Raw genomic sequence first — 22,450 nt, 5'->3', positions numbered from 1 at the left:
CCCTTGACTACAATAAGAAGAATAGAACATTTCCTTGTGTTCCATATGTAAGTTTTATGTGGTTTGTGTGGAGCCGCAAAACGGACATGTCGCCTATTGGCGACATCACCATATATGAAAGTCAGCTACTTGGCTCCTATGGGCGCTCCCACAGCTGCCGACCGCATTCGTAATCCGGGCTATCGCCCTACTTACTCATACGCTCCAGCCATAATGGACTTCGTTGCTTTCTTAATACAGAAAACGCAGGTTGGCGCAATATAAAGGCAGGCAGTGATCCAGGCGGTCTGGTCTGCGTAGCAGATGGCGGTAAATCCGAAGGTTCCCACAAATCCCAGGCTGACAATAGTTCTCGCCAGCATCTCCGTAACACCGGAAAAGACAGCTCTTGTGGAATATCCAAGTCCCTGCGTCACCATACGGGTAATATTGAGAATGCCAAGGCTCCAGTAAAAATATCCCATGCAGCGCAGATATTTGGCAGATGCGTCCAGCACATCTGCAGAGCTTTTGCTGACAAAAATCATGGAAAGAGGTCTTCCTGCAAAAATAAGCACAAGGCCGGCCAAAAGTCCATATCCTACCGCAACTGCCATGCCCTGCTTCAGTCCCTTGCGGATACGGTCCGGCTGCTTTGCCCCAAGATTCTGGCTGCAGAATACGGAGACAGCTGTTCCAATAGCATCGAAAGGACACATAGTAAACTGCTTGATCTTCATTCCCGCTGTAAATCCGGATACATACACGCTTCCAAGACCATTGTTTGCAGACTGCATCACCATACTGCCGATAGCGGTAATGGAGAACTGAAGTCCTGTGGGAATTCCCATCATAAGAAGCTCGCTTACCGCATCCTTATTTGCCGCACGGTGAGCCTTAGACAGCCAGAGAAGATTCATTTTCTTCGCAATAAAAACAAGACACAAAATTCCGCTGATTGCCTGCGCTGTGATCGTAGCAATGGCGGCGCCCGCACAGCCCCATTTCAATACCACAATGCAAAACAGATCCAGGAAAATATTCAGAATTGCGGACAAAGCCAGAAACATAAAGGGCGTCCGGCTGTCTCCAACGGATCTCAAAATGCTGGACAGGTAATTATACAGCAGCGTAAACGGCATGCCCAGAAAAATAATCAGCAGATATGCATAGGCATTGTCATAAATATCTTCCGGTACAGAAAGCATATGCAGGATCTGCGGGCAAAAAACAGAGCACAGCGCAGTAAGGATCACCGCGATCCCGGCTGTGAGAAGCGCTCCGTTAAAAACATAGTTTCTCATCTGATCCAGCTTGCCTGCACCAAAATACTTTGCAATGGGCACACCGAATCCGGTACAGCTTCCCATGCAAAAGCCCAGTACCAGAAACTGGATACTGCTGCTGGCTCCAACGCTTGCCAGGGCCTTCGCCCCCAAAATCTGGCCTACAATAGCTGCATCAATAATGTTATAAGTCTGCTGAAGAAGATTTCCTATCAGCAGCGGAAAGGCAAACTGGAGCATCAGCTTCAGCGGATTTCCCTTGGTCATGGATGTTGACATTTTCTTTCACCTTCTGCTAAAAATTAACGTATGAGACAAAACCCTGATCCGCATGCAGATTCCTGTCTCCACTACAAAATTCTCAGCAATTATATCACCACTTTTCAAACTTTTCCATATAAATTCATGAAAAATCCAAAGAAATGCTATTTTAAATATCACCCTGTAAAGGTCATATTTTCTAGGGGCAGTTTCATTCGAAACAAAACCCCATTATCCGTATTTCGCAGTTCATATCCAGCGCCGTGCTGTTCCAGAATCTGCCGCACAATATAAAGTCCCAGGCCGCTGCCGCCGCTTTTCCGGTTTCTGGAGGAATCCACCCGGTAAAAGGCATCAAACACTCTTGAAAGCTCCGCATCCTCGATGTGTACCCCTGTATTTTCCACTTCCAGCCTCACAGTCTTATGCCCTTGGGTTTTCTCTTTGGCATCCACAGGATTGCCAGAACCCCTCAGGCAGCCTTCACAGGAAATTTCCTGTATTTCTTTATAAAGATTCACGCGAATCCGCTCTTTTTCCGGCGAATATCGCACCGCATTTACAAGAACATTCCGAAGTACCGTCTCCATCAGCGCCGGATCCACCCTGCACAGGCATTGATCCGGCAGCGTGATTTCCAGCTTCATGTTTTTCTGCTCAAAAAGCTCCGTCAGGTCAGCCAGCTGCCGCCTTACCAGTTCCGCCAGATCCAGTTCTTTTTTCTTCAGGGAAAAACCCCAGGACTCCATTTTGGAAATCATCAGAATCTCCTGGACCATATTCTGCAGGGTCACCGTCACTTCCCTTGCCCTGGCAAGATATTTGTCCCGGTCTTTGTACACGCCAACATTCTGCTCCATGCCCTCGATCTGCCCTTTCAGGATCGTAACCGGGGTTTTCAGTTCGTGGGAAGCCGCGGCGAAAAACTCCATCCGTCTTCGCTCCAGTTCCCGTTCCTGTTCCATCTCATCCTTTAATTTCGCATTGGCACTTCTAAGACTTTTCAACGCCTGATCCAGATTCTGTGCCATTGTATCCAGACTCCGGGAAAGTGTCCCAAGCTCATCTGTCCGTTTCATTTCCGTTCGCACAGAAAAATCCAGGCCCGCCATTTTATCAGACGCAGCTCCAAGCTTTCGGATAGGCTTTGACAAATATCTGGAATAAAAAAGGGAGATCACCAGAGAGATCCCAAACACGGTAAAAAGCATCCAGGGCAGAATTTGTCCAAGCGCTTCCACTGCCTGGTTCACAAGCTGAGTGGAACCAAACACAAACAGTGTATACCTGTTTTCACTGTCTTTAAAGGCAACCTCATAATGCCCCATTGCCTGCTGTTCCATCTCCTCCACCACGGACCCCTCACCTTCCACTACGGTTCCAATAGTATCCCCATAGCTCACTTCCTGATCCGTCTGACCTTCCCAGTCACCCGACTCCGCCGTAGTGCTTTCTTCAGCAAATCCTTCTGTTACCGGTTGTTCTTCTTCAGATACAGAAGATGAAATTGTAACCTCACTGACAAGGCTTCCGTTCCCAAGCCACTCCCGGACAATCTCTCCTTTTTCATTTAAAAGGACAACCCGCGACTGGTTGGCATCGCTGAATTCCCCTATAATAGAAGCCGCATTCTCAAGGGAATAGCCAGACAGGGATTCCGCCAGATCCTTTGCCTTTGCCGCCAGGGTCCGGTTCAGGGAATCCGAATAACTCTGCGGCATAAATGCAGCTACAAAGCCATAGGAAATTCCGGAAACCGCCATCAGGATGATCATGGTGAGAAGAAATATTTTTATGCTAATTCTGCTTTTTATGTATTTTATCAATGCGGTATCCCACTCCTCTGATGGTATCAATATAATCAGCTTCCAGTTTCTTTCGAAGATTCTTAATGTGCGTATCTACAATTCGGTCCTCACCGAAATAATCCGCGCCCCACACAGCATCCAGAAGCTGGTTTCTTGTAAGCACACGCCCCTGGTTTTCCAGAAATTCCCGCAAAAGTTCAAATTCCTTCTGGGTAAGCTCCAGCTTCTTTGGCCCTTCCCATGCCTGGTAGCCTGCCAGATCCAGGCGCAGATTGCCATAGCACAGAAGATCTTCTGTATTTTCTTCTTTTGAAATTTTCCCGCTTCTTCGCAGCACTGCCCCGATTTTCCGCAAAAGGATCTGCATGGAAAAAGGCTTGGTCACATATTCGTCTGCCTGAAGGTCATAGCCTTTGATCTGATAGGCCTCATCGTCAAGTGCGGTAAGCATGATCACCGGAACCAGGGAAGACTGGCGTATCACCTCCAGTACGCCAAAGCCGTCAATCTTCGGCAGCATCACGTCCAGAAGCACAAGGTCGATCCGATCCTTTTCCTTTTCAAACAGGTTGATGGCTTCCACTCCATCGGAAGCTGCTAGCACCTGATAGCTTGCCTCTGCAAGATAATTCCCCAGAAGCTCCTGTATATCAAATTCATCCTCTACCACAAAAATACAGTTCATTTTCTCTCCTTCACGCCCATTCTTATAATCGGTATTATACTACACTAATATGGAGTTTGTGTGGAGATTTCGTTTTCGGAACGGTTGCCTTTGCAGCAGAGCGTATTTGAAAAAAGGCTTTCTGCAGGATATACGTCACAATTACTGATTTTCTTCCGTATCTTCCAGAATCCGAAGCCCCGCCGTGTCCGTTACGGGAAGGGAAAATACAATGGTTCCGGCCTTGGATGTGATTCCGGCTTTTTCCATGATTGCCTGCATGATCGCATTTTTCTGCTCAGATCTGGCAACGATCAGAACCAGTTCTTTCTCGGAGACAAGGGAAACGCCCAGAAACTGCTCTGCCCGCTTCATTCCCACTCCTTTTCCGTGAAGCACGGTACCTCCTGTGGCGCCGCCCTCTTCTGCTGCCTTCATCACTTGTGTGTTGTATCCGTAATTGGCAATTGCCACGATCAGTTCATGTCTGGTTTCCTTCAATGTGCTCTCCTCCTCTCTTACAAACTCCTGTCCCTGAACAAGAAATCCCAGTTCCCGCTTGCCGCCAATGCTGCTCATGGGAATCACAAATACAATTCCAGTTCCCGGCACATCAATGCGCAGCTGGTTCTGAAGGCTTTTTTTCACCTTTTTCCAGGTCGCTGCTGTTACAAAATGGAAACAGATGCTTTTCTCATCATCTTCCAGTCCCATATAATCCAGGATGGAACTGGATGCGGTTCCCATTCCAAGGGAAACGGTTCCAACCTCCACCTGGTTTTCCCGGTAAATTTTTTTAAACGCAGGCATATGCTTCCTGCTGGTGATGGTCACCATCATATATAATCCGCTCATGTCTCATTCCTCTCTGAATGCTTTCTTGGCTGTCGCCTCGGGCTTCCTAAAAAATGCTAAAGCGTGTTTGAAAAAGGCTTTCTGCAAGATGTGCGTCACAATTTGTGGGAGATTTTGCCCGGATGAGGACGTCGTAGCGGGCTACGTAGGCCGAATTCGGGTGAAATATACCGCAAAGTGGGGCGTGCAGATTGCGGGAATGATTTTTCAAACAGACTCTAGAGCTCAATAATCTCCTCATCCCCAAGCTCGCCATACAGTTCCGCCACAGACTTCGGTACAGCCATGCCATCCGGCAGTGCCACTCTTTTCTCTTCTTTGCGCTTTTCCCCAAGCTCGCCGCCACGGATTCGGTAAACCAGACCAAGCACCTGCAGCGTGATCAGCGGAGTCATGGCTACCATAGCCACCACGCCAAACGCGTCTGTCACAATATTTCCGCCTACTGCCTGGCAGGCTCCCTGAGCCAGGGGAAGCAAAAAGGTAGCGGTCATAGGACCGGAAGCAACTCCACCGGAGTCAAAGGCAATAGCTGTAAAAATTTTCGGAACAAACAGACTGAGAATTAAGGCCACTGCATATCCCGGCACCAGAAAATAAAACACGGAAATCCCTGTAAGTACGCGGAGCATGGAGATTCCCACAGAAACCGCTACGCTCACAGACAGGCTGATCTGAATGGATTTGCCGGAAATAGCCCCGTCTGTCAGCTCTTCCACCTGCTTCATCAGCACATAAACCGCAGGCTCCGCTTTTACAATGAAATATCCGATCACCATTCCAAGCGGCACTAGAATCCAGTTCCATGGCAGGTTTCCAAGCACAGTTCCAAGATAATTTCCGGCAGGAATGAAGCCTACATTTGCTCCTGTGAGAAACAGCACAAGCCCTATATATGTATAGAACAAACCAAAAATAATCTTAAACAGCACATCCTTATTCAGTTTCAGGGACACCACCTGGAAAATCCCGAAAAATACAGTAATCGGGAAAAGAGACACTGCAATCTCCTTAAAATATTTCGGAAGAGCTGACGCAAACAGTCGTCCCAGTTCCACAGAATTCTCCACCTCAGTGACCGCCTCTGAGGTAAAAATCCCCTCAGTATGATACACAAGCCCCAGGATCAAAACTGCCAGAATGGGACCTATGGAACACAGCGCTACAAGTCCGAAGCTGTCATCCCCGGCATGCTTATCGTTACGGATGGCTGCGATACCAACACCCAGCGCCATAATAAAGGGAACGGTCATAGGTCCAGTGGTCACCCCGCCGGAATCAAAGGCCACTGCCAGAAAATTTTCCGGAACGAACATTGCAATGACAAAAACCAGAATATAAAAACAGAATAACAACGGCGGCAGCGCGATTCCAAACAGAATACGAAGCAATGCCACAACAAGAAATGCGCCAACTCCTAATGCCACTGATAAGATCAGCACCATATTCGGCACAGAGGAAACCTGTTCTGCAAGAACCTGCAGATCGGGTTCAGAAATCGTAATAATAAAACCAAGAACAAAACCAAGAATTACAATAAAGCCTAATTTCTTCGTGCGAAGCATACTGCCTCCCACATGCTCTCCCATAGGGGTCATGGACATTTCCGCGCCCATGGAGAAAAAGATCATGCCGATGATCACCAGCACCGATCCAATGAGAAATTCCACCAGAATACTGGGCGAGAGGGCCGCTATGGTAAACCCAAGCGCCAGAACGATCAGTACAATGGGCAGTACTGCGCTGATGGATTCCTTTGCCTTTTCTTTTGCATTTTCCTTTAGTACGGACGGATGCGTCCCGAATCTTCCAATTAATTTTCTTTTTTCCACATATACCTCCAATTCTTTATGCTCTGCTGCGGCTGATATGGATTATAGTACCATTTTTCCATAGGGTTCGTCATCTATAAATTAAAGATATATTCTTAACTTTTTATAAACAAAAACAGCCAGGGAAAAAATATAGTTTTATTCTATACTTCCCTGACTGTTATAATATTTCAATTCAGAACTGTTCCGTACTTTCACAGTTACTTTCGTTCTATTTTTCAGCCCACAATCACACCGCCGCCGATGACAACGTCTCCATCATACAAAACGGCAGCCTGTCCTTTGGTGATGGCTCTCTGGGATTCGTCAAAAATGATGTGCACTGTTTTTTCTCCGGTGACTTTTACGGTTGCCCACTGCTCCTTCTGACGGTAGCGCACCTTGGCTTTGGCACGGAACTCTGCCGGGGGATTGTCAAAAGCGATGAAATTAAAGTCCTCCACATCCAGTTCCCGATGGAACAGATCCTCATTGTCACCAAGAATTACCCGGTTCTCTGCCGGGCAGATCTTTGTCACATAAACCGGCTTGCCAGCTGCAATGCCAAGACCTTTCCGCTGTCCCACGGTGTAGCCGATGATTCCTTTATGTTTGCCAAGAACGTTGCCGTCCTTGTCTGTAAAATCTCCTGCTGGATAGTCCTTACCTGTAAATCTGCGGATAAATCCTGCATAATCCCCATCTGGAACAAAGCAGATATCCTGGCTGTCCGGCTTATCTGCATTGAAGAAATTCTGCTCATCTGCAATCATACGGGTCTGGTGCTTGTTCATATCCCCAAGCGGGAACATGGTATGTGCCAGCTGCTCCTGGGTCAGGGAATAGAGCACATAGCTCTGGTCCTTGGCCGGGTCTGCTGCTTTTTTCAGAAGGTATCTGCCATCCTCACGCTGCTCGATTCTTGCATAATGGCCAGTCACAACATAGTGGCAGCCAAGCTCCTCTGCACGGTGATACAGGCTGTCGAATTTCAGATAGCGGTTGCAGTCAATACAGGGGTTTGGAGTTGCACCATTTTCATAAGCAGCTACAAACCGGTCCATGACCTGTTTCTTGAAATCTGCAGTAAAGTTAAAAACATAATAAGGGATTCCCAGATTGTGGGCTACGCTTCTTGCATCCTCCACATCATCTAAGGAACAGCAGCTTTTTTTGCGGCTGACGCCTGCATCCTCATTCTGGAAAAGCTTCATGGTCACGCCAATGCAGTCGTATCCATGCTCTTTCATCAGGTAAGCGGCTACGGAAGAATCCACGCCGCCGCTCATAGCGATCAGTGCCTTTTTCATGTTGTCTGACTCCATATATTTATACCTCGCGAATATTATTCTAAACGGGCGATTGCCCTGCTTGCTCCTACGTTTTAGTCTGAACCATATCCATGAATTCGCCTATACAAGCATAGTTCGTCTCCAGTTGCTGGCCAGGACTTTTACAGTTTACGTTTTGTATCATACACGTTTTTACAGCTCAAATTCCCGACTGCCTTTTACTTTCTCCTGCCAGTCAGCAGACATTCTCCGCAGATGCTCTACCACCTGTGGAATCACCTCCAGCATGTAATCCACTTCTTCTTCTGTATTAGATGCATCCAGGCTCAGCCTTAAGGATCCCTGGGCAATTTCCGGGGATCTTCCCAGTGCCAGCAGCACATGGCTCGGGTCCAACGCCCCCGAAGCGCACGCAGAGCCCGAGGAAGCACAAATACCCTTACTATCCAGAAGAAGGAGAAGACTTTCTCCGGAAACTCCCTCAAAACAGAAATTCACATTCCCCGGAAGCCGGTTTCCTGCCGGACCGTTTAAAATACAGTGCGGAATCTTGGAAAGCCCCTGGATCAGCCGATCCCGCATAGCAGAAATCTTCCGCGCATTTTCCTCCATCAGAACGCATTCTTCTTTCAGCGCAGCTGCCATTCCCATGATTGCCGGAACGTTCTCCGTACCCGGACGTTTTCCCCGTTCCTGACCGCCGCCCTCCATAAGACTGCAAAGCTCCATTCCTCTTCTGGCATACAATACGCCAATTCCCCTGGGGCCATGAAACTTATGTGCCGAAAGAGACAAAAGATCAATATTTTGTTTTTTCACATTCACAGGTATATGTCCAACAGCCTGCACAGCATCTGTATGAAAAAGTACTCCATGGGCACGGCACACTTCACCGATTTTAGCAATAGGAAGAATAGATCCAATCTCATTATTGGCAAACATTGTAGTAACAAGGCATGTATCCGGACGAATTGCCGCCTGTACCTGTTCTGCCGTAATATTTCCTTCCTCACCTGCATCCAGAAGCTCAACCTCAAATCCCTGCTCTTTCAGCTTTCTTAATGTGTAAAGCACTGCATGATGCTCAAACGCAGTAGAAATAATATGCTTCTTATTCTGCTTCTCACCAAGCATAGCCGCAGATATAATTGCCTGATTGTCAGATTCCGTTCCGCCTGATGTAAAATAAATCTCTTTTGGCGTACATCCAAGACAGCGTGCAATCTGCTCTCTTGCAGTCTGCAGTGCATCATTTGCTTCCATACCGATCTGGTGAAGACTGGATGGATTCCCGTAAGTATTTTCCATTGAGGAAACCATAGCCTCCATAGCCTTATGGCTTATTTTAGTTGTTGCCGCATTGTCTGCATATATTCTGTCCATATCTCAAAATCCTCTATTAATTAGAAACCCATTTTTTCTTATAAAATGGACATGTTGGCTGCCATCTGGGACTTTCACAGTAATCATTTACAACATAGGCGCAAACAATCTCAGTATGCTCTGCATTGCCCGCACTGCAATATTTCTGCCTCTGCAGAATTCCAGTGTCACTGGATTGCAGTAATCCAGGGTATCTGTAAAGTCTTTTTTAATGTCCCCGATCACCTTGTTGCGGTAAATCCACACTCCATCCTCAAAGTGAAGATAAAGGCTGCGGTAATCCAGGTTAATCGTTCCCACCACGCCAATCTCATCATCGCACACAAAGGACTTTGCATGAAGAAATCCCGGCTGATACTCATAAATCTTTACCCCAGCCTCAAGCAGCTGCTCATAGTAAGACTGGGTAAGAAGAAATACCAGCTTCTTGTCCGGAATTCCCGGTGTCATCAGACGCACATCCACACCGCTCTTCGCCGCAAGGCAAAGGGCAGTCATCATCTCATTGTCGATAACCAGATAGGGCGTACAGATGTACACATAATCTCTGGCACGATTGATGATGTTCAGATAAACATTCTCACCCACTGTCTCATTGTCCAAAGGGGAATCGCAGAAAGGCTGGATAAATCCATCCCCCTCAAAAACCTCCGGGTGCCATACATGGGGCAGATATTCCTCCAGGCTGCTGTCCTGGCGATTATTGGTTACCACATTCCACATGTGAAGGAACATGGCGGTCATATTCCAGACTGCCTCGCCTTTCAGCATGACAGCTGTATCTTTCCAGTGGCCGAAGCGCTCCTTCTGGTTAATGTACTCATCTGCCAGGTTCACCCCGCCTGTAAATCCCACGTAACCGTCAATGATACAGAATTTCCTGTGGTCACGGTTGTTCTGGATAATGTTCAGGATCGGACGGAAAGGATTGAACACCTGACACTTGATGCCCTTCGCCCGCATGGTTTCATAATATTTATGAGGAAGTGTGGTAAGACAGCCCATGTCATCATAGATCAGACGGACGTCCAGCCCTTCCTTAACTTTCTTCTCCAGAATATCCAGAATGGTTCTCCACATGACCCCATCATGGATAATAAAATATTCAATAAAAATGTAATGCTGCGCCTGCTCCAGTTCCTTCACAAGAACCGGGAACATATCGTCTCCCACCTGGAAATATTCCGCTGTGGTGTTTCCATGGGCAGGATAGCCGGAATTCCGATATATATAGTCCGACTGATTGCAGGCAGAGGCATCTTCCATTCTTAGCTGTTCATGAAGGTCAGGATCTGTCTGCAAAAGATTGCTGGATTTCGCCAGCATATCATTAAACCGCTCCTGCATATAAGCCGCAATTCTGGAACGTCCAAATACCAGATAAAGAACAAGGCCAAATACAGGCAGGCACAAAATCAGCATGGTCCAGGCCAGTTTATACGAGGGATTGATCTTTCGGTTTACAATCACCAGAACCACAAGAATACTGATTGCATCCAACGCGATAGACATATATCTGGAATAGCCTGCAAGGCGGAGAAAGATGGTCAGCAGCCAGCCAAGCTGTACTGCCATCGCAAATACCACATAAAAAATCCGGTTAAACAGAAGCTTGGCAATTTTCTTCAGAATCATCATAAGTCTTTCTTTCCCTCATTTAAAAATCCCTGACTGAATGCAGCCAGGGATTTTTGCGCACAATTAATTATATTTACGTTTTCTTGCGGCTTCAGATTTTTTCTTACGACGAACGCTTGGTTTCTCGTAATGCTCTCTTTTGCGGATTTCCTGCTGGATACCTGCTTTTGCGCAGCTTCTCTTGAATCTGCGAAGAGCGCTATCTAAAGTCTCGTTTTCTTTTACGATAACGTTTGACATAGACTCACACCTAACCTCCCTCCAGTTGTAGATTGTGCTAAAATACAACTGTCTGGGTATTTTTCTTGCACGAACATTATTATATATCATACAGTCGGGGTTCGTCAACAACTTTTGGTTTAATTTTACAAAAAATTTTGACGAATTTCCCGCAGGCCAGGGTGCAGTTATGAACAGATCTTCTAGTGAAGCTGTCCTTCCAGGATTCCGGCAACTGCTGCAATGGCTTCATCTGCTTTTTCCGGATTCTTTCCGCCGGCCTGAGCCATGTTCGGACGGCCGCCGCCGCCACCGCCAACGATAGCTGCCACTGCCTTGATCAGGTTGCCCGCATGTGCTCCTGCTTTCTGTGCGGAATCCGTAGCCATTGCAAGAAGGCTTACCTTGCCCTCGTTCACTGCTGCAAGAACTACAACGCCCTCACCAAGCTTCTCTTTAAGCTGGTCACCAAGATCACGAAGTCCGTTCATGTCAACGCCCTCTACCTTGGCAGCAAGAAGCTTCACGCCTTTTACTTCCACAACCTGGTTCATAACATCCCCAAGAGATCCCTGAGCCAGCTTGCTCTTCAGAGACTCGTTCTCGCTTGCAAGAGCTTTCATCTCACCCTGAAGGTGTGCGATCTTCTCAACCATCTCAGAAGGAGTGGTCTTCAGAGCCTTAGCAGCCTCGTGAAGAAGTGCTTCCTGTTTCTTATAGTATTCCAGAACGCCGTTGCCAGTCAGTGCCTCAATACGGCGCACGCCTGCAGCGATACCGGACTCAGATACGATCTTGAACAGCATAATGGAGCTTGTGTTTGCAACGTGGGTACCGCCGCAAAGTTCTTTGGAGAAATCGCCCATGGATACCACACGTACCTTCTGGGAATACTTCTCGCCGAACAGTGCCATAGCGCCGGATTTCTTTGCTTCCTCAACGCCCATGATGTCTGTGTGGACCTCAAGGCCAGCCTGGATCTGCTCATTTACGATTTTCTCTGTTTTCTCAATCTCCTCAGGTGTCATAGCTGTAAAGTGAGCGAAGTCAAAACGAAGTCTGTCCGCAGTTACCAGGGAACCTTTCTGCTCTACATGGGAACCAAGAACCTCTTTCAGGGCTTTCTGAAGAAGGTGTGTTGCACTGTGGTTCTTCTCGATGTCTTTTCTTGCGGCAACGTTTACTTTCAGGGAAACAGTCTCACCCTTGGAGATCATGCCGGATTCCATATGTCCTACATGGCCGAATTTGCCGCCGCGAAGCTTGATGGTATCTTCCACAACAAATTTGCCGTTTGCAGTCTCGATCACGCCGGTATCTCCAACCTGTCCGCCCATGGTAGCGTAGAAAGGTGTTTTCTCTACGAAAATGGTGCCTTTCTGGCCTTCCATCAGGGAATCCACGATCTCATCCTCTGTTGTGAGAACAGTAACCGGGGACTCAAAGGAAAGGTGGTCATATCCAACAAACTCTGTGGTTACAGAGGTGTCGATCTGGTCATATACAGTTGCGTCAGCACCCATATAGTTGGTTACCTCACGGGAGGAACGTGCTTTCTCTCTCTGCTCATCCATAGCAGCCTTGAAGCCTTCCTCGTCGATCTCATAGCCTTTTTCCTCAAGGATCTCCTTGGTCAGGTCAAGAGGGAATCCGTAGGTGTCATATAATTTGAATGCGTTCTCGCCGGAAAGAGTCTTCTCTCCTGCTGCATTCATAGCTTCTTCCATATCTGCCAGGATGCGAAGTCCCTGGTCGATGGTCTTGCCAAACTGATTCTCCTCGTTGGTGAGAACGTTGAAGATGAACTCTTTTTTCTCTTCCAGTTCCGGATATCCGTCCTTAGAACCGCTGATCACTTCTGCACTTAAGGTTGCAAGGAAGTTGCCCTCGATTCCAAGAAGTCTTCCGTGTCTTGCTGCACGGCGGATCAGACGGCGAAGTACGTATCCTCTTCCCTCATTGGTCGGCATGATTCCATCGGAAATCATGAATGTAGCGGAACGGATATGGTCTGTGATCAGACGGATGGAAACGTCATCCTCATGGTGTACGCCGTATTCCTTGCCGGAAATCTTGCTTACCAGGTTACGAAGGGAACAGATGGTGTCTACATCGAAAATAGAATCTACGTCCTGGACAACAACTGCCAGACGCTCAAGTCCCATACCGGTATCAATGTTCTTCTGCTTCAGGGTTGTGTAGTTGCCGTTTCCGTCATTCTCAAACTGGGTAAATACGTTGTTCCATACTTCCATGTAACGGTCGCAGTCGCATCCTACTGTACATCCTGGCTTGCCGCAGCCGTATTTCTCTCCGCGGTCATAGTAGATCTCTGAACATGGACCGCATGGACCTGCGCCATGCTCCCAGAAGTTGTCCTCTTTGCCGAATTTGAAAATACGCTCTGCCGGAATTCCGATTTCTTTGTTCCAGATATCGAAAGCCTCGTCATCCTCAAGGTATACAGACGGGTAAAGACGGTTCGGATCCAGTCCAACTACCTCTGTTAAAAATTCCCAGGACCAGTGGATAGCTTCTCTCTTAAAGTAATCTCCAAAAGAGAAGTTTCCAAGCATCTCGAAGAAGGTACCGTGACGTGCTGTCTTACCTACATTCTCGATATCGCCTGTACGGATACATTTCTGACAGGTACTTACTCTTGTACGCGGTGGTTTCTCTGCTCCTGTGAAATATGGTTTCAGTGGTGTCATTCCTGCGTTGATCAGCAGGATGCTTTTATCGCCCTGTGGAACCAATGGAAAGCTTTTCAGTACAAGATGTCCCTTGCTCTCCATGAAATCCAGAAACATTTTTCGAAGTTCGTTTACTCCGTATTTCTTCATTTCAAATCTCCTCCTACGCAATAAAGAAGTGCATTTCCTCTTTGGGTGCAGAAGCCGCAGCTGCTGCACCGGAAATGCTTGCATAGTCTATATGATATCATAGATCTTTATTACGGTCAAAATTATTTTGTAAATACTTTATTGAATTTCTTCTTTCCTCTCTTGAGGACAACGCCGTCACCTGTAAGGGCATCCTTGGAAAGTACATGCTTGATGTCCATTACTTTCTCGCCGTCTACAGAAACGCCGCCCTGCTCGATGGCTCTTCTTCCCTCGGAACGGGTGGTTACCAGTGCGGATTTTACAAGAAGGCTGATCAGGTCGATGTTTCCTTCCTCATCAAAATCCTCTGCTGCAAGCTCAGTAGTTGGCATATGCTCTGTGTCTGCTCCGCCTGCGAAAAGGGCCTTTGCCCCTGCTTCTGCTTTCTTTGCTTCCTCAGTTCCGTGAACAAGCTCGGTCAGCTGGAATGCAAGGATCTCTTTTGCCTTATTCAGCTGGCTGCCTTCCCATTTCTCCATCTCCTGGATTTCTTCTAACGGAAGGAAAGTAAGAAGCTTCATGCATTTGATCACGTCTGCGTCATCTACATTTCTCCAGTACTGATAGAAATCAAATGGAGAGGTCTTATTCGGATCAAGCCATACAGCGCCGGACTGTGTTTTGCCCATCTTCTTGCCCTCAGAGTTCAGAAGAAGGGTGATGGTCATAGCGTATGCATCTTTGCCAAGCTTACGGCGGATCAGCTCTGTACCGCCGAGCATGTTGCTCCACTGGTCATCGCCTCCAAACTGCATGTTGCAGCCGTATTTCTGGTACAGCATGTAGAAATCGTAGCTCTGCATGATCATGTAATTGAATTCCAGGAAGCTTAAGCCTCTTTCCATACGCTGCTTGTAGCACTCAGCAGTCAGCATACGGTTGACGGAAAAGTGGGCGCCAACCTCGCGAAGAAGCTCTACATAGTTCAAATTCATCAGCCACTCTGCATTGTTTACCATGAGTGCCTTGCCATCGGAAAAATCAATAAAACGCTCCATCTGTTTCTTGAAGCAGTCGATATTGTGCTGGATGGTTTCCTTGGTCAGCATCTGACGCATATCGGTTCTTCCGGATGGGTCACCGATCATACCGGTTCCGCCTCCAAGAAGGGCGATTGGTCTGTTTCCTGCCATCTGAAGACGCTTCATCAGGCAAAGTGCCATGAAATGTCCTACATGAAGGCTGTCTGCGGTAGGGTCAAATCCAATATAGAAGGTGGCCTTACCGTTGTTTACCATTTCCTTGATCTCATCTTCGTCTGTTACCTGGGCGATGAGCCCTCTGGCTTTCAGTTCTTCCCAAACTGTCATGTTATTTTCCTCCTGAATAAAAAAATACCCGGTTCCTTTTGTCCCTTTAGGACGAGAACCGGGTCCCGCGTTACCACCTAAATTCACAGAAAGCTCGCACTTCCTGCCTCGATAAGTGACTGTATCAATCACCCCGGCATGATAACGTATGCCACTCCGTTGCAGCCTACTTGGTACGTTCCTGCATTCCTTTATCACAGGAAAACCGTTCGGTGCAAAGCTCCGGGATGTATTCGCCTGTATTCTTCTCTGGGGTTCTGCATGCGCCTCTCACCATCCGGCAGCTCTCTGTAAGCTCTTCCCACGGCTACTTGTTCCCTTCAAAGCCTTTGTCTTTTAATACTTGCAAGTATACAAAGGCTGTCTGTTTTTGTCAAGGAATTTACCAGGATGCTTTCACAACTTAACGTATTACAGCAATTATAAAGATACTTTTTCAAACAGGCTTCAAGGACTCCCACACGCCTTTTTCTTCGAAATCTCTGGCTGCTTTCGCCGCACCTTCCACGATTCCCAGATCATACTCCAGCATATCCAGAAGCCGGATGGCATTTCTCGAGGTCGCCCGTCCTTTTTTCAGGATATAGGAAAATACCACTTCTTTTTCCTTTACTTCTTCCTCGAAATGATAGTTGTCATACAAGTCCTCTAAAATGTACGACAGCTCAATATCATGGGTTGCCGCAAAAGGAATCACCCAGTTCTGGTGCAGCGCTGCCAGAATCCGGGAGGAGGCCGCAATCCGCTCGATGGTGTTGGTTCCTCTTAGTACCTCATCAATGATACAAAGAAGCGGCTCTGGCTTTTTGCTCTCATCCAAGATTCTTTTCAGGGATTTGATCTCCACAATGAAATAACTCTCTCCGCTTTCTATATCATCCCGAAGAGCCATGGATGTCATCACCTTCAAAAAAGGTGCCCGGTAAGAAGAGCAGGTGCAGGTTCCAAGAGTCTGGGCCAGAATGCTGTTCATGGCCACATTTTTCAGGAAGGTGGACTTGCCGGATGCGTTGGAGCCAGTCACAAGGGTTCCGCCGGATACCTGGAAGCTGTTGGCAACCGCCTCTGTAAGTAAAGGATGGTAAAGGTCCTCCACCTGCATCTGGATCCGGGAAGCAGTCCAGGTATGTTCATCCGCCCTATTCTCCAAAATCCCGGTAGCTTTCCAGGTATCATGTGCTTTCTCTTGGAGCCTGGAACTTTCCTTTTTCTGATGTCCATCCACAAACTCCGGCCGACACCACAGAGAAAGCATTTCCCGGAAAGAGGCAATGGAAATACAGGCGTCCAGTTCCCCAATATTGTCAATCAGCTTCATAATCGCTTCCGTTTTTCCCTGTACTTCTTTCAGCAGACTGTTGTACACCAGAATATCCACATGCGTCAGAAGCCGGACATACTCCATCACGATCTGGGAGGGATCCCCTCCGTCCGTATTTTTGCTGGTCAGGAAAAAGGACTTGCGGCTAAGTCCTGCAAAGGCTGCTTTCGCCTCCGCAATGGCTTCCATCTGCTCTTTTACCTCTGGCCATTTTACATTCTTCATCTCTTCCGCCACGGAAAGCATGCGAAGCAGATGGGTAAAACAGTCCAGATAGGCTTCAATCAGGCTTCTGTCATTTCCCGTATAATAAATGGTAATGTTCGCCACCATAAGCACCAGAAATATGAAAAATCCCACCAGCGGATTCAAAGGGAGAAGCACAGCCAGATCCAGCAGGATCAATGTCAGCATGAATACATGGATCCCTGTTTTCACCTTAGGAGAACTGTTTAAGGCCAGCACCGTATCGGACAGGGAACCCAGCCTTGTTTTTCCCACCTTGGAAAGATGCAGCTGCATTTCCTCCCGTTCCTTTGTATGAGAGGAAAAAAACTCCACCAGCTTTTCCCGTTCCTCCAGTTCTTCCCTGGAAAATACAGGACGCCGCATCATATCATAAAGCACATCCTCTCCCGGTGAGGAAACAGTCTGGTTCACCATTTTATACAGGCGGTCCATATCCAGATCATTCCAGGTAATGTCGTCTATAACAAAACCCTCTTTTTCTTTTCTGCGAAAATAATGGGAAATCTGCTCCAGGTCTCCTGCTTCATACTGTCTTTTGGAGGGCTTTCCCCAGTTTCTGCGGATCCGCTCCAGGGTGTTGTTTTTGATCTTTCGATTCTCATAAAAGATCCATAAAACAAATAGCAGGACTAAGCCTGCTATTGTCAGGATCGCGGATAAATAGGGATTCATCCTTTCTCCTCTCTTATACCCAGTCTACAAAGAATGTGTGATCCTTGTAAACTTCATATACAACCTTATCGAAATTTAAGGGCTGTTTCGCGAAAGCAGAATTCATCATGAAATACTTGTAGTTGAAATCCTTGGCCTTCATGCCGCTTACCTTGCGGGCGGTTCCTTTGAGCACGTAAGCATTGAAGCTGTTAAGAGCCTCTTGTGCTGCCTTGTAGGCACTTGCGCGGTCCTCAAACTGTCCGTTGAGACGTTTCTGAAGGGAACCGTTTGTGACTACGGAGTACTGTCCTTTCTGATAAACCACATAGCGAACGTCAGACGGGAAACCTGCATCCAGGGTTCTGTTCAGAACGGTAAGGGCAACTGCCTTCATGCCTGCAAGTCCCTGATCTCCTGCTTCTGTCTCGCACACAGCTGCCAGAATGTCAAGATTGGATTTTGCTCCATTTGCAATTCCGGTATGTGTATTAAACTGACTCAGAATGGTATAATTGCGTTTGTGCTTCTGGTCATACCATGTGAAAGTGCTGCCTGTGGTCGTACTGCTCTGTTTCTCTGTTGCCACTCCATTACTGTCAAAGACGTAGGTCTTGCCGCTGATGGCAGCAGTGGTATTCATGTACATAACAGCGGAAGAAGTATTGAAATAATATTTCTTTCCGTTCAGGGTCAGCCAGCCGGTCTGAGCCTTACCGTTGCTTGGGTTAAAGTAATAATGTCTGGAACCTACATGTCCAAAGCCCTTCTCATAGCGCACGCCGCTTTTCTTGGAAAAATAATAGTAGCTTCCGCTTATTTTCTTCAGTCCGGTGTAGGCAATTCCGTTGCTTGTATTAAAATAATAGCTGTATTTGGTTTTGGAATCTTTATACCAGCCTGTTTTCATGGTACCATTGCTGTTAAAATAACGTTTCTGGCCTTTGGAATCTGTAAGCCAGCGACCTTTTATCATTGCGCCAGAACCACTGGTGAAATAATACTTCTTTTTGTTCAGGGTCAGCCAGCCGCGAACCATTCTTCCGTTGGAAGGATTAAAATACCTGGTAACGGTGGAACTTTTCAAAAATCCAGTGACCATTGCACCGGAGCCTCTGGTAAAATAGCGGACGTTTCTTCCTTTCGTATCTTTCTGCCAGCCCTTTAGCTGAACGCCCGTCTTGGCATCAAAATAATATTTCCTTCCTTTCAGGGTCAGCCAGCCCTTGTGCTTGGCACCGCTTGATGTTATGTAATAGGTCTTGCCGTTTATGGTCTTAAATCCAGCTGTAGCAGCCTGTACATCCTTTGATGTCATTGGCATGGCAAGAAGAACCAGCAGAACCAAAAGCGCCAGTACAGAAAACCAGTTTCCTTTTTTACTCTCTCTTTTCATAACAGATGTCCTCTCCATTTCAATCACTCCCCATGAGCGTGCCTCCAATTTTCCCCCCGGAGCCGCACACTCTACCCCCAATGTGTGATTGGTAACTGTTCAATACCTTCACATTCACTGTGATTGTTACTTTCTGGCAAATGAATGTGTCAATTTTGTTGCAAAGATTACAAAAATATTAAATTCATAATTATTATAGCTAATTTTTGTTTTTCTGTCAACTGCTTTGTCACACAGGAGCTGTCCCTTCCATATGATGAACTGTAAACATTTTCTGGAGGTTTCAGGCATGAGTGATTTAGCTGCAACAAACTGTGGCTGTGGTGAGGAAAGATCCGGATGCGGATGCAACAACGGATGTGGATGCGGCAATGACAATGGCTGCGGCTGCGGACTTTCCAACTGGGGAAATGGCTCCTGCGGATGCAACATTCTGTGGATCATTATTCTTCTTTGCGCATGCGGCGGAAACGGTTTCGGATGCAACAACGGATGCGGCAACGGAAATGGTGACTGCTGCTGGATCATCATTATCCTTCTGCTCCTTTGCGGCGGCTTAGGAAACGGATGCGGATGCTGATGTGACATTGCAAATCGGGACAGAGGCGCGGGGCCTCTGTCCCTTTTTCATAAGCGCTTCGGATTTTTTCCTGTTCTCCGCCGAAGCAATTTCAGCAATCGTTTTCTCTTTTATTTCATTTTTTCATTTTTCCTTCCAGGTTTTTACTGGTGCCGACCTGACATCCGGCCATTTTTCTTTCTCTGGTTTTCTTCATTCTCTTTGTCTTTCTGCTGGTTCTTTCTGCGGACGCATTCCAGATCCAGTTCGTAAATCGCGTTTCCATCTATGATCAGCTTTTCATTTTCTCTTCTCATGATCATCCCTCCTGGTATGCCACGAATGATTTTCAAACACGCGGGCTACGACAACCGAATTCGGGTGAAATATACCGCAAAGTGGGGCGTGCAGATTGCGGGAATGATTTTTCAAACACGCTCTAATATAACATATGTCAAAAGGCAGTTTCCCGACATATTTTAATAATAAAAACATAGATTAGAAAAGGGATTTTTATGGAGTCAGAATTTATTGCCCAGACTGCATTGGATCAGATGGTCGGAACAGACCAGGGTCAGCTTTTAAAAGCACTGATTCCTTATCTTCCGCCCAGGGAGCAGCAGCTTTTTTCCCTGTACGCCAAGGCAAAGGAATTTTCCAATGCTGTAAATCTTTTCGGAAGCCAGGCGCAGCCTATGCGCATGCAGGCGGTTTCCGCCTCACAGCCTGTAGACATTCTCAACGACCTGCGCAAATACTGCTTCGGAAATACCAGAAGAACTCTGGATCAGATTACAAATATGATGGCTATGGTAGAAATGATCAAGGTGATGAACAGTACTGTGCCAGAGGACAGCTGTGAAGAGGAGCGGCAGTAATTGCTGTCATTATAGGTCATATCCATGAATTCGCCTGCCCAAATATGTTTCATGGCTGCCGTCAGGAGAAATTGGATTAAGCAGGCCTAATCAACTGCCGTCCAGGATTTTTATCTCAGACAGAAAGGTGTGATTTTTTTGGAAGAAAACTGGCAGGACAATCCAAAGCTTGCGGGAATGGACAGAAGCAAGCTTGACATGCTTCAGCAGATGGCACAGCAGGGCGCAGGAAAATCCCCCTCCGACCTGCTTCCCTTCATTATGAACGCTGCTGCCAAAGGAAAAAGCGCAGGACTTCGCTTCAACCCCAACGAGATCAATACCATCATCGAAGTGCTGAAAATGGGAAAAAGCCCCCAGGAGCGGGCAAAATTGGATCAGGTGGTAAATCTGATGAAAATGATGCGATAAGGAAAAAGAGGGCCCTGGATTCTTTGTGAACCCCTGGTCCTCCTTTTTCATAAGCCATGTTTCCACAGCCCATTATTCCTCTGTGAAACTGCCGCCTATCGTCAGCCAGGCTCTATCCTTTGCGGTCTCTTCTGACTGTGTTGTTCCTCTACGAAGCTTCCGTTTATCGTCGGCATATCCCTTTAGTCATTTTTCTCGATGCCTTCCATGATGCATTCCCGAAGAAGCACCAGCGCACTTGCCACTGCCTGTTGGCGGATCTTGGTCCGGTTTCCGGTGAAATGGTATTCTCTGGTAATGGTCTGTCCATTGTAGCAGCAGCCCATAAACACAGTGCCAACCGGAGTCTCCTTGGTTCCGCCGTCAGGGCCTGCAAGCCCTGTAATGGAAAGGCAGATATCTGCATCTGAGTTTGCGCAGCCGCCTTTTGCCATCTCCTTGGCACACTTCGCGGAAACTGCACCTTCTGTCTTCAAAGTGGACTTCTTCACGCCCAGACATTTTCTCTTGGCACGGTTGCTGTAAGTAACAAAACCGTGAGTAAATACCTGAGACGCTCCTGGAACATTGACAATACGCGCCGCAATGGCACCGCCTGTGCAGGACTCCGCAAGAGCCAGGGTCAGTCCCTGATCCCGCAGCATATCCACAACAGATTCCTCCAGGGTCTTCTCAGCTTCAAGGGCAAAAATATTTTTGCCAAAACGTCTTTTCAGTTCTCTTACCACCGGCTTGATCAGCTTTTTACATTCCTTCTCATCCTCACCCTTGGCTGTGATCCGAAGATGAACCTCTCCGGTTTTGGCATATGGAGCAAGGGTAGGATTGGTCTGTGCCTCGATCATATCCTGAATATCCGCAGCGACCTGACTCTCGCCGATTCCGCAGATCTTCACAACCTGGGAGCAGATGATCTCCGGCTGTTTCTTGCGAAGATAAGGGAAAACAGACTCCTCAAACATAGGGATCAGCTCATTGGGCGGTCCAGGAAGAAGGATAGCGGTTTTGCCATCTTTTTCAAGGATCAGTCCCGGTGCTGTACCGTTGTGGTTATCAATTACAAGAGCACCCTTTGGTACCTGTGCCTGCTTGTAATTGTTGGTTGTGATCCGTCTGTCCGGGTGATTTTTCTCATATTCTTTCATGTAGCGCTCAATACGCTTGCGGGAATGCGGATCCTCCTCAAGGGGCAAACCCATCACCTCTGCGCAGACCTCTTTGGTCAGGTCATCCTCAGTAGGTCCAAGGCCGCCGGAAAGAATTACCACATCTGAGCGATCCAGAGCGGATGCAATCACGGCTTTCATTCTGTCATGATTGTCTCCCACCACTGTCTCATAATAAACAGACAGCCCAAGCTGCGCCATCTGCTCGGACAGATAGGCACTGTTGGTATTTACAATGTTGCCAAGCAATATTTCGGTTCCTACTGCTACAAGTTCTGCAATCATCTGTATCCCTCTTTTCTGATTGTGATTATTTCAAAAGCCGCTGATTTACTGGGTAAACTGCGGCTTTTTCATATCATCTTATGAATCTTGGGTTTCAAAGTTCTGTCATATAGATTAAAACAACAATATATTAGGCTTACAGC

At 47.2% G+C, this 22,450-nt stretch carries 20 protein-coding genes and 2 pseudogenes; 5 read left to right on the top strand and 17 right to left on the bottom strand.

The features are described from left to right. Nucleotides 1-191: 191 nt before the first annotated feature. From H8S54_RS06500 to H8S54_RS18880, 5 genes are all read right to left on the bottom strand, one after another. Nucleotides 192-1,544 carry an MATE family efflux transporter gene (locus tag H8S54_RS06500; protein WP_186901135.1) on the bottom strand — a complete coding sequence of 451 codons (1,353 nt, stop codon included), beginning with the start codon at nucleotides 1,542-1,544 and terminating at the stop codon, nucleotides 192-194. A gap of 158 nt (nucleotides 1,545-1,702) precedes the next feature. Then, the gene (locus tag H8S54_RS06495; RefSeq protein ID WP_186901134.1) at nucleotides 1,703-3,352 is read right to left on the bottom strand and encodes a sensor histidine kinase; all 1,650 of its coding nucleotides are present in this window, start codon (nucleotides 3,350-3,352) and stop codon (nucleotides 1,703-1,705) included. Continuing rightward, the gene (locus H8S54_RS06490; RefSeq protein WP_021926277.1) at nucleotides 3,324-4,019 is read right to left on the bottom strand and encodes a response regulator transcription factor; all 696 of its coding nucleotides are present in this window, start codon (nucleotides 4,017-4,019) and stop codon (nucleotides 3,324-3,326) included. The genes H8S54_RS06495 and H8S54_RS06490 overlap by 29 nt, the downstream gene beginning before the upstream one ends. A 141-nt stretch (nucleotides 4,020-4,160) precedes the next feature. Continuing rightward, a complete protein-coding gene (locus tag H8S54_RS06485; RefSeq protein WP_021926278.1) occupies nucleotides 4,161-4,853 on the bottom strand; it encodes a P-II family nitrogen regulator in 693 nt (230 codons plus the stop codon). 46 nt (nucleotides 4,854-4,899) lie between these two features. Further along, nucleotides 4,900-5,022 (bottom strand): DUF6783 domain-containing protein, encoded by a 123-nt coding sequence (locus H8S54_RS18880; RefSeq protein ID WP_334298043.1) that lies wholly within the window; start codon nucleotides 5,020-5,022, stop codon nucleotides 4,900-4,902. Here H8S54_RS18880 and H8S54_RS18875 point away from each other — a divergent pair. Beyond that, a pseudogene (locus H8S54_RS18875) lies at nucleotides 4,981-5,085 on the top strand (DUF6783 domain-containing protein); the annotation flags it as partial. The gene H8S54_RS18880 and the pseudogene H8S54_RS18875 sit on opposite strands and share 42 nt — an antisense overlap. Here H8S54_RS18875 and H8S54_RS06480 read toward each other — a convergent pair. From H8S54_RS06480 to H8S54_RS06440, 9 genes are all read right to left on the bottom strand, one after another. Then, entirely contained in the window at nucleotides 5,072-6,667 is a 1,596-nt protein-coding gene (locus tag H8S54_RS06480) for a DUF1538 domain-containing protein (protein ID WP_186901163.1), read from the bottom strand. The pseudogene H8S54_RS18875 and the gene H8S54_RS06480 sit on opposite strands and share 14 nt — an antisense overlap. Before the next feature lie 236 nt (nucleotides 6,668-6,903). Continuing rightward, the gene (mnmA, locus tag H8S54_RS06475; protein WP_021924682.1) at nucleotides 6,904-7,989 is read right to left on the bottom strand and encodes a tRNA 2-thiouridine(34) synthase MnmA; all 1,086 of its coding nucleotides are present in this window, start codon (nucleotides 7,987-7,989) and stop codon (nucleotides 6,904-6,906) included. Between the two features lie 159 nt (nucleotides 7,990-8,148). Then, nucleotides 8,149-9,339, bottom strand: coding sequence for a cysteine desulfurase family protein (locus H8S54_RS06470; RefSeq protein WP_117851966.1), 1,191 nt, complete (start codon nucleotides 9,337-9,339; stop codon nucleotides 8,149-8,151). An 87-nt stretch (nucleotides 9,340-9,426) separates the two neighbouring features. Further along, a complete protein-coding gene (gene cls / locus H8S54_RS06465) occupies nucleotides 9,427-10,977 on the bottom strand; it encodes a cardiolipin synthase (RefSeq protein ID WP_243176667.1) in 1,551 nt (516 codons plus the stop codon). 63 nt (nucleotides 10,978-11,040) lie between these two features. Beyond that, nucleotides 11,041-11,217: a 30S ribosomal protein S21 gene (gene rpsU, locus H8S54_RS06460; RefSeq protein ID WP_004222305.1), complete on the bottom strand. Its 177-nt coding sequence runs from the start codon at nucleotides 11,215-11,217 to the stop codon at nucleotides 11,041-11,043. A 182-nt stretch (nucleotides 11,218-11,399) separates the two neighbouring features. Beyond that, nucleotides 11,400-14,039, bottom strand: coding sequence for an alanine--tRNA ligase (alaS, locus tag H8S54_RS06455; RefSeq protein WP_117851973.1), 2,640 nt, complete (start codon nucleotides 14,037-14,039; stop codon nucleotides 11,400-11,402). Nucleotides 14,040-14,161: 122 nt separating this feature from the next. Further along, nucleotides 14,162-15,391: a tyrosine--tRNA ligase gene (gene tyrS, locus H8S54_RS06450; protein WP_117851978.1), complete on the bottom strand. Its 1,230-nt coding sequence runs from the start codon at nucleotides 15,389-15,391 to the stop codon at nucleotides 14,162-14,164. A 436-nt stretch (nucleotides 15,392-15,827) separates the two neighbouring features. Continuing rightward, the gene (locus H8S54_RS18150; protein ID WP_021924687.1) at nucleotides 15,828-17,633 is read right to left on the bottom strand and encodes a MutS-related protein; all 1,806 of its coding nucleotides are present in this window, start codon (nucleotides 17,631-17,633) and stop codon (nucleotides 15,828-15,830) included. Between the two features lie 13 nt (nucleotides 17,634-17,646). Further along, entirely contained in the window at nucleotides 17,647-19,008 is a 1,362-nt protein-coding gene (locus tag H8S54_RS06440) for a cell wall hydrolase (RefSeq protein WP_186901133.1), read from the bottom strand. A 289-nt stretch (nucleotides 19,009-19,297) separates the two neighbouring features. On the opposite strand from H8S54_RS06440, the gene H8S54_RS06435 reads away from it, so the two are divergent. Further along, complete coding sequence (locus H8S54_RS06435; protein WP_021924689.1) at nucleotides 19,298-19,588, top strand: hypothetical protein; 291 nt, start codon at nucleotides 19,298-19,300, stop codon at nucleotides 19,586-19,588. A 143-nt stretch (nucleotides 19,589-19,731) separates the two neighbouring features. Here H8S54_RS06435 and H8S54_RS06430 read toward each other — a convergent pair whose 3' ends face one another. Next, the gene (locus H8S54_RS06430) at nucleotides 19,732-19,884 is read right to left on the bottom strand and encodes a hypothetical protein (RefSeq protein ID WP_173767532.1); all 153 of its coding nucleotides are present in this window, start codon (nucleotides 19,882-19,884) and stop codon (nucleotides 19,732-19,734) included. Next, the gene (locus tag H8S54_RS19320) at nucleotides 19,868-19,978 is read right to left on the bottom strand and encodes a DUF6783 domain-containing protein (protein ID WP_317259478.1); all 111 of its coding nucleotides are present in this window, start codon (nucleotides 19,976-19,978) and stop codon (nucleotides 19,868-19,870) included. Before H8S54_RS19320 ends, H8S54_RS06430 begins: the two co-directional genes overlap by 17 nt. Here H8S54_RS19320 and H8S54_RS19315 point away from each other — a divergent pair. From H8S54_RS19315 to H8S54_RS06420, 3 genes and pseudogenes are all read left to right on the top strand, one after another. Continuing rightward, nucleotides 19,937-20,050 (top strand): annotated as a pseudogene (locus H8S54_RS19315) (DUF6783 domain-containing protein); the annotation flags it as partial. The gene H8S54_RS19320 and the pseudogene H8S54_RS19315 sit on opposite strands and share 42 nt — an antisense overlap. Nucleotides 20,051-20,082: 32 nt before the next feature. Continuing rightward, on the top strand, nucleotides 20,083-20,445 hold the full coding sequence (locus tag H8S54_RS06425) for a hypothetical protein (protein WP_186901132.1): 363 nt from the start codon (nucleotides 20,083-20,085) through the stop codon (nucleotides 20,443-20,445). A gap of 138 nt (nucleotides 20,446-20,583) precedes the next feature. Beyond that, the gene (locus H8S54_RS06420; protein WP_021924691.1) at nucleotides 20,584-20,856 is read left to right on the top strand and encodes a hypothetical protein; all 273 of its coding nucleotides are present in this window, start codon (nucleotides 20,584-20,586) and stop codon (nucleotides 20,854-20,856) included. 182 nt (nucleotides 20,857-21,038) lie between these two features. Here the strand turns inward: H8S54_RS06420 and H8S54_RS06415 are convergent, their stop codons facing one another. After that, nucleotides 21,039-22,307, bottom strand: coding sequence for a competence/damage-inducible protein A (locus H8S54_RS06415; protein WP_021924692.1), 1,269 nt, complete (start codon nucleotides 22,305-22,307; stop codon nucleotides 21,039-21,041). Nucleotides 22,308-22,450: the final 143 nt, after the last annotated feature.

It is taken from the genome of Blautia segnis (assembly GCF_014287535.1).
GTDB classification, from domain to species: Bacteria; Bacillota; Clostridia; order Lachnospirales; family Lachnospiraceae; genus Blautia_A; species Blautia_A acetigignens.
Note: the sequence above shows the minus strand (reverse complement) of the source record. Positions and strands in the feature narration are given on the sequence as shown.

Bases quoted from the DNA above. Each gene is read 5' to 3' on its own strand.
- H8S54_RS06500 (WP_186901135.1), bottom strand. From the start codon at position 1,544: ATGTCAACATCCATGACCAAGGGAAATCCGCTGAAGCTGATGCTCCAG.
- H8S54_RS06490 (WP_021926277.1), bottom strand. From the start codon at position 4,019: ATGAACTGTATTTTTGTGGTAGAGGATGAATTTGATATACAGGAGCTT.
- H8S54_RS06485 (WP_021926278.1), bottom strand. From the start codon at position 4,853: ATGAGCGGATTATATATGATGGTGACCATCACCAGCAGGAAGCATATG.
- mnmA (WP_021924682.1), bottom strand. From the start codon at position 7,989: ATGGAGTCAGACAACATGAAAAAGGCACTGATCGCTATGAGCGGCGGC.
- H8S54_RS06470 (WP_117851966.1), bottom strand. From the start codon at position 9,339: ATGGACAGAATATATGCAGACAATGCGGCAACAACTAAAATAAGCCAT.
- cls (WP_243176667.1), bottom strand. From the start codon at position 10,977: ATGATGATTCTGAAGAAAATTGCCAAGCTTCTGTTTAACCGGATTTTT.
- rpsU (WP_004222305.1), bottom strand. From the start codon at position 11,217: ATGTCAAACGTTATCGTAAAAGAAAACGAGACTTTAGATAGCGCTCTT.
- alaS (WP_117851973.1), bottom strand. From the start codon at position 14,039: ATGAAGAAATACGGAGTAAACGAACTTCGAAAAATGTTTCTGGATTTC.
- tyrS (WP_117851978.1), bottom strand. From the start codon at position 15,391: ATGACAGTTTGGGAAGAACTGAAAGCCAGAGGGCTCATCGCCCAGGTA.
- H8S54_RS18150 (WP_021924687.1), bottom strand. From the start codon at position 17,633: ATGAATCCCTATTTATCCGCGATCCTGACAATAGCAGGCTTAGTCCTG.
- H8S54_RS06440 (WP_186901133.1), bottom strand. From the start codon at position 19,008: ATGAAAAGAGAGAGTAAAAAAGGAAACTGGTTTTCTGTACTGGCGCTT.
- H8S54_RS06435 (WP_021924689.1), top strand. From the start codon at position 19,298: ATGAGTGATTTAGCTGCAACAAACTGTGGCTGTGGTGAGGAAAGATCC.
- H8S54_RS06430 (WP_173767532.1), bottom strand. From the start codon at position 19,884: ATGAGAAGAGAAAATGAAAAGCTGATCATAGATGGAAACGCGATTTAC.
- H8S54_RS06425 (WP_186901132.1), top strand. From the start codon at position 20,083: ATGGAGTCAGAATTTATTGCCCAGACTGCATTGGATCAGATGGTCGGA.
- H8S54_RS06415 (WP_021924692.1), bottom strand. From the start codon at position 22,307: ATGATTGCAGAACTTGTAGCAGTAGGAACCGAAATATTGCTTGGCAAC.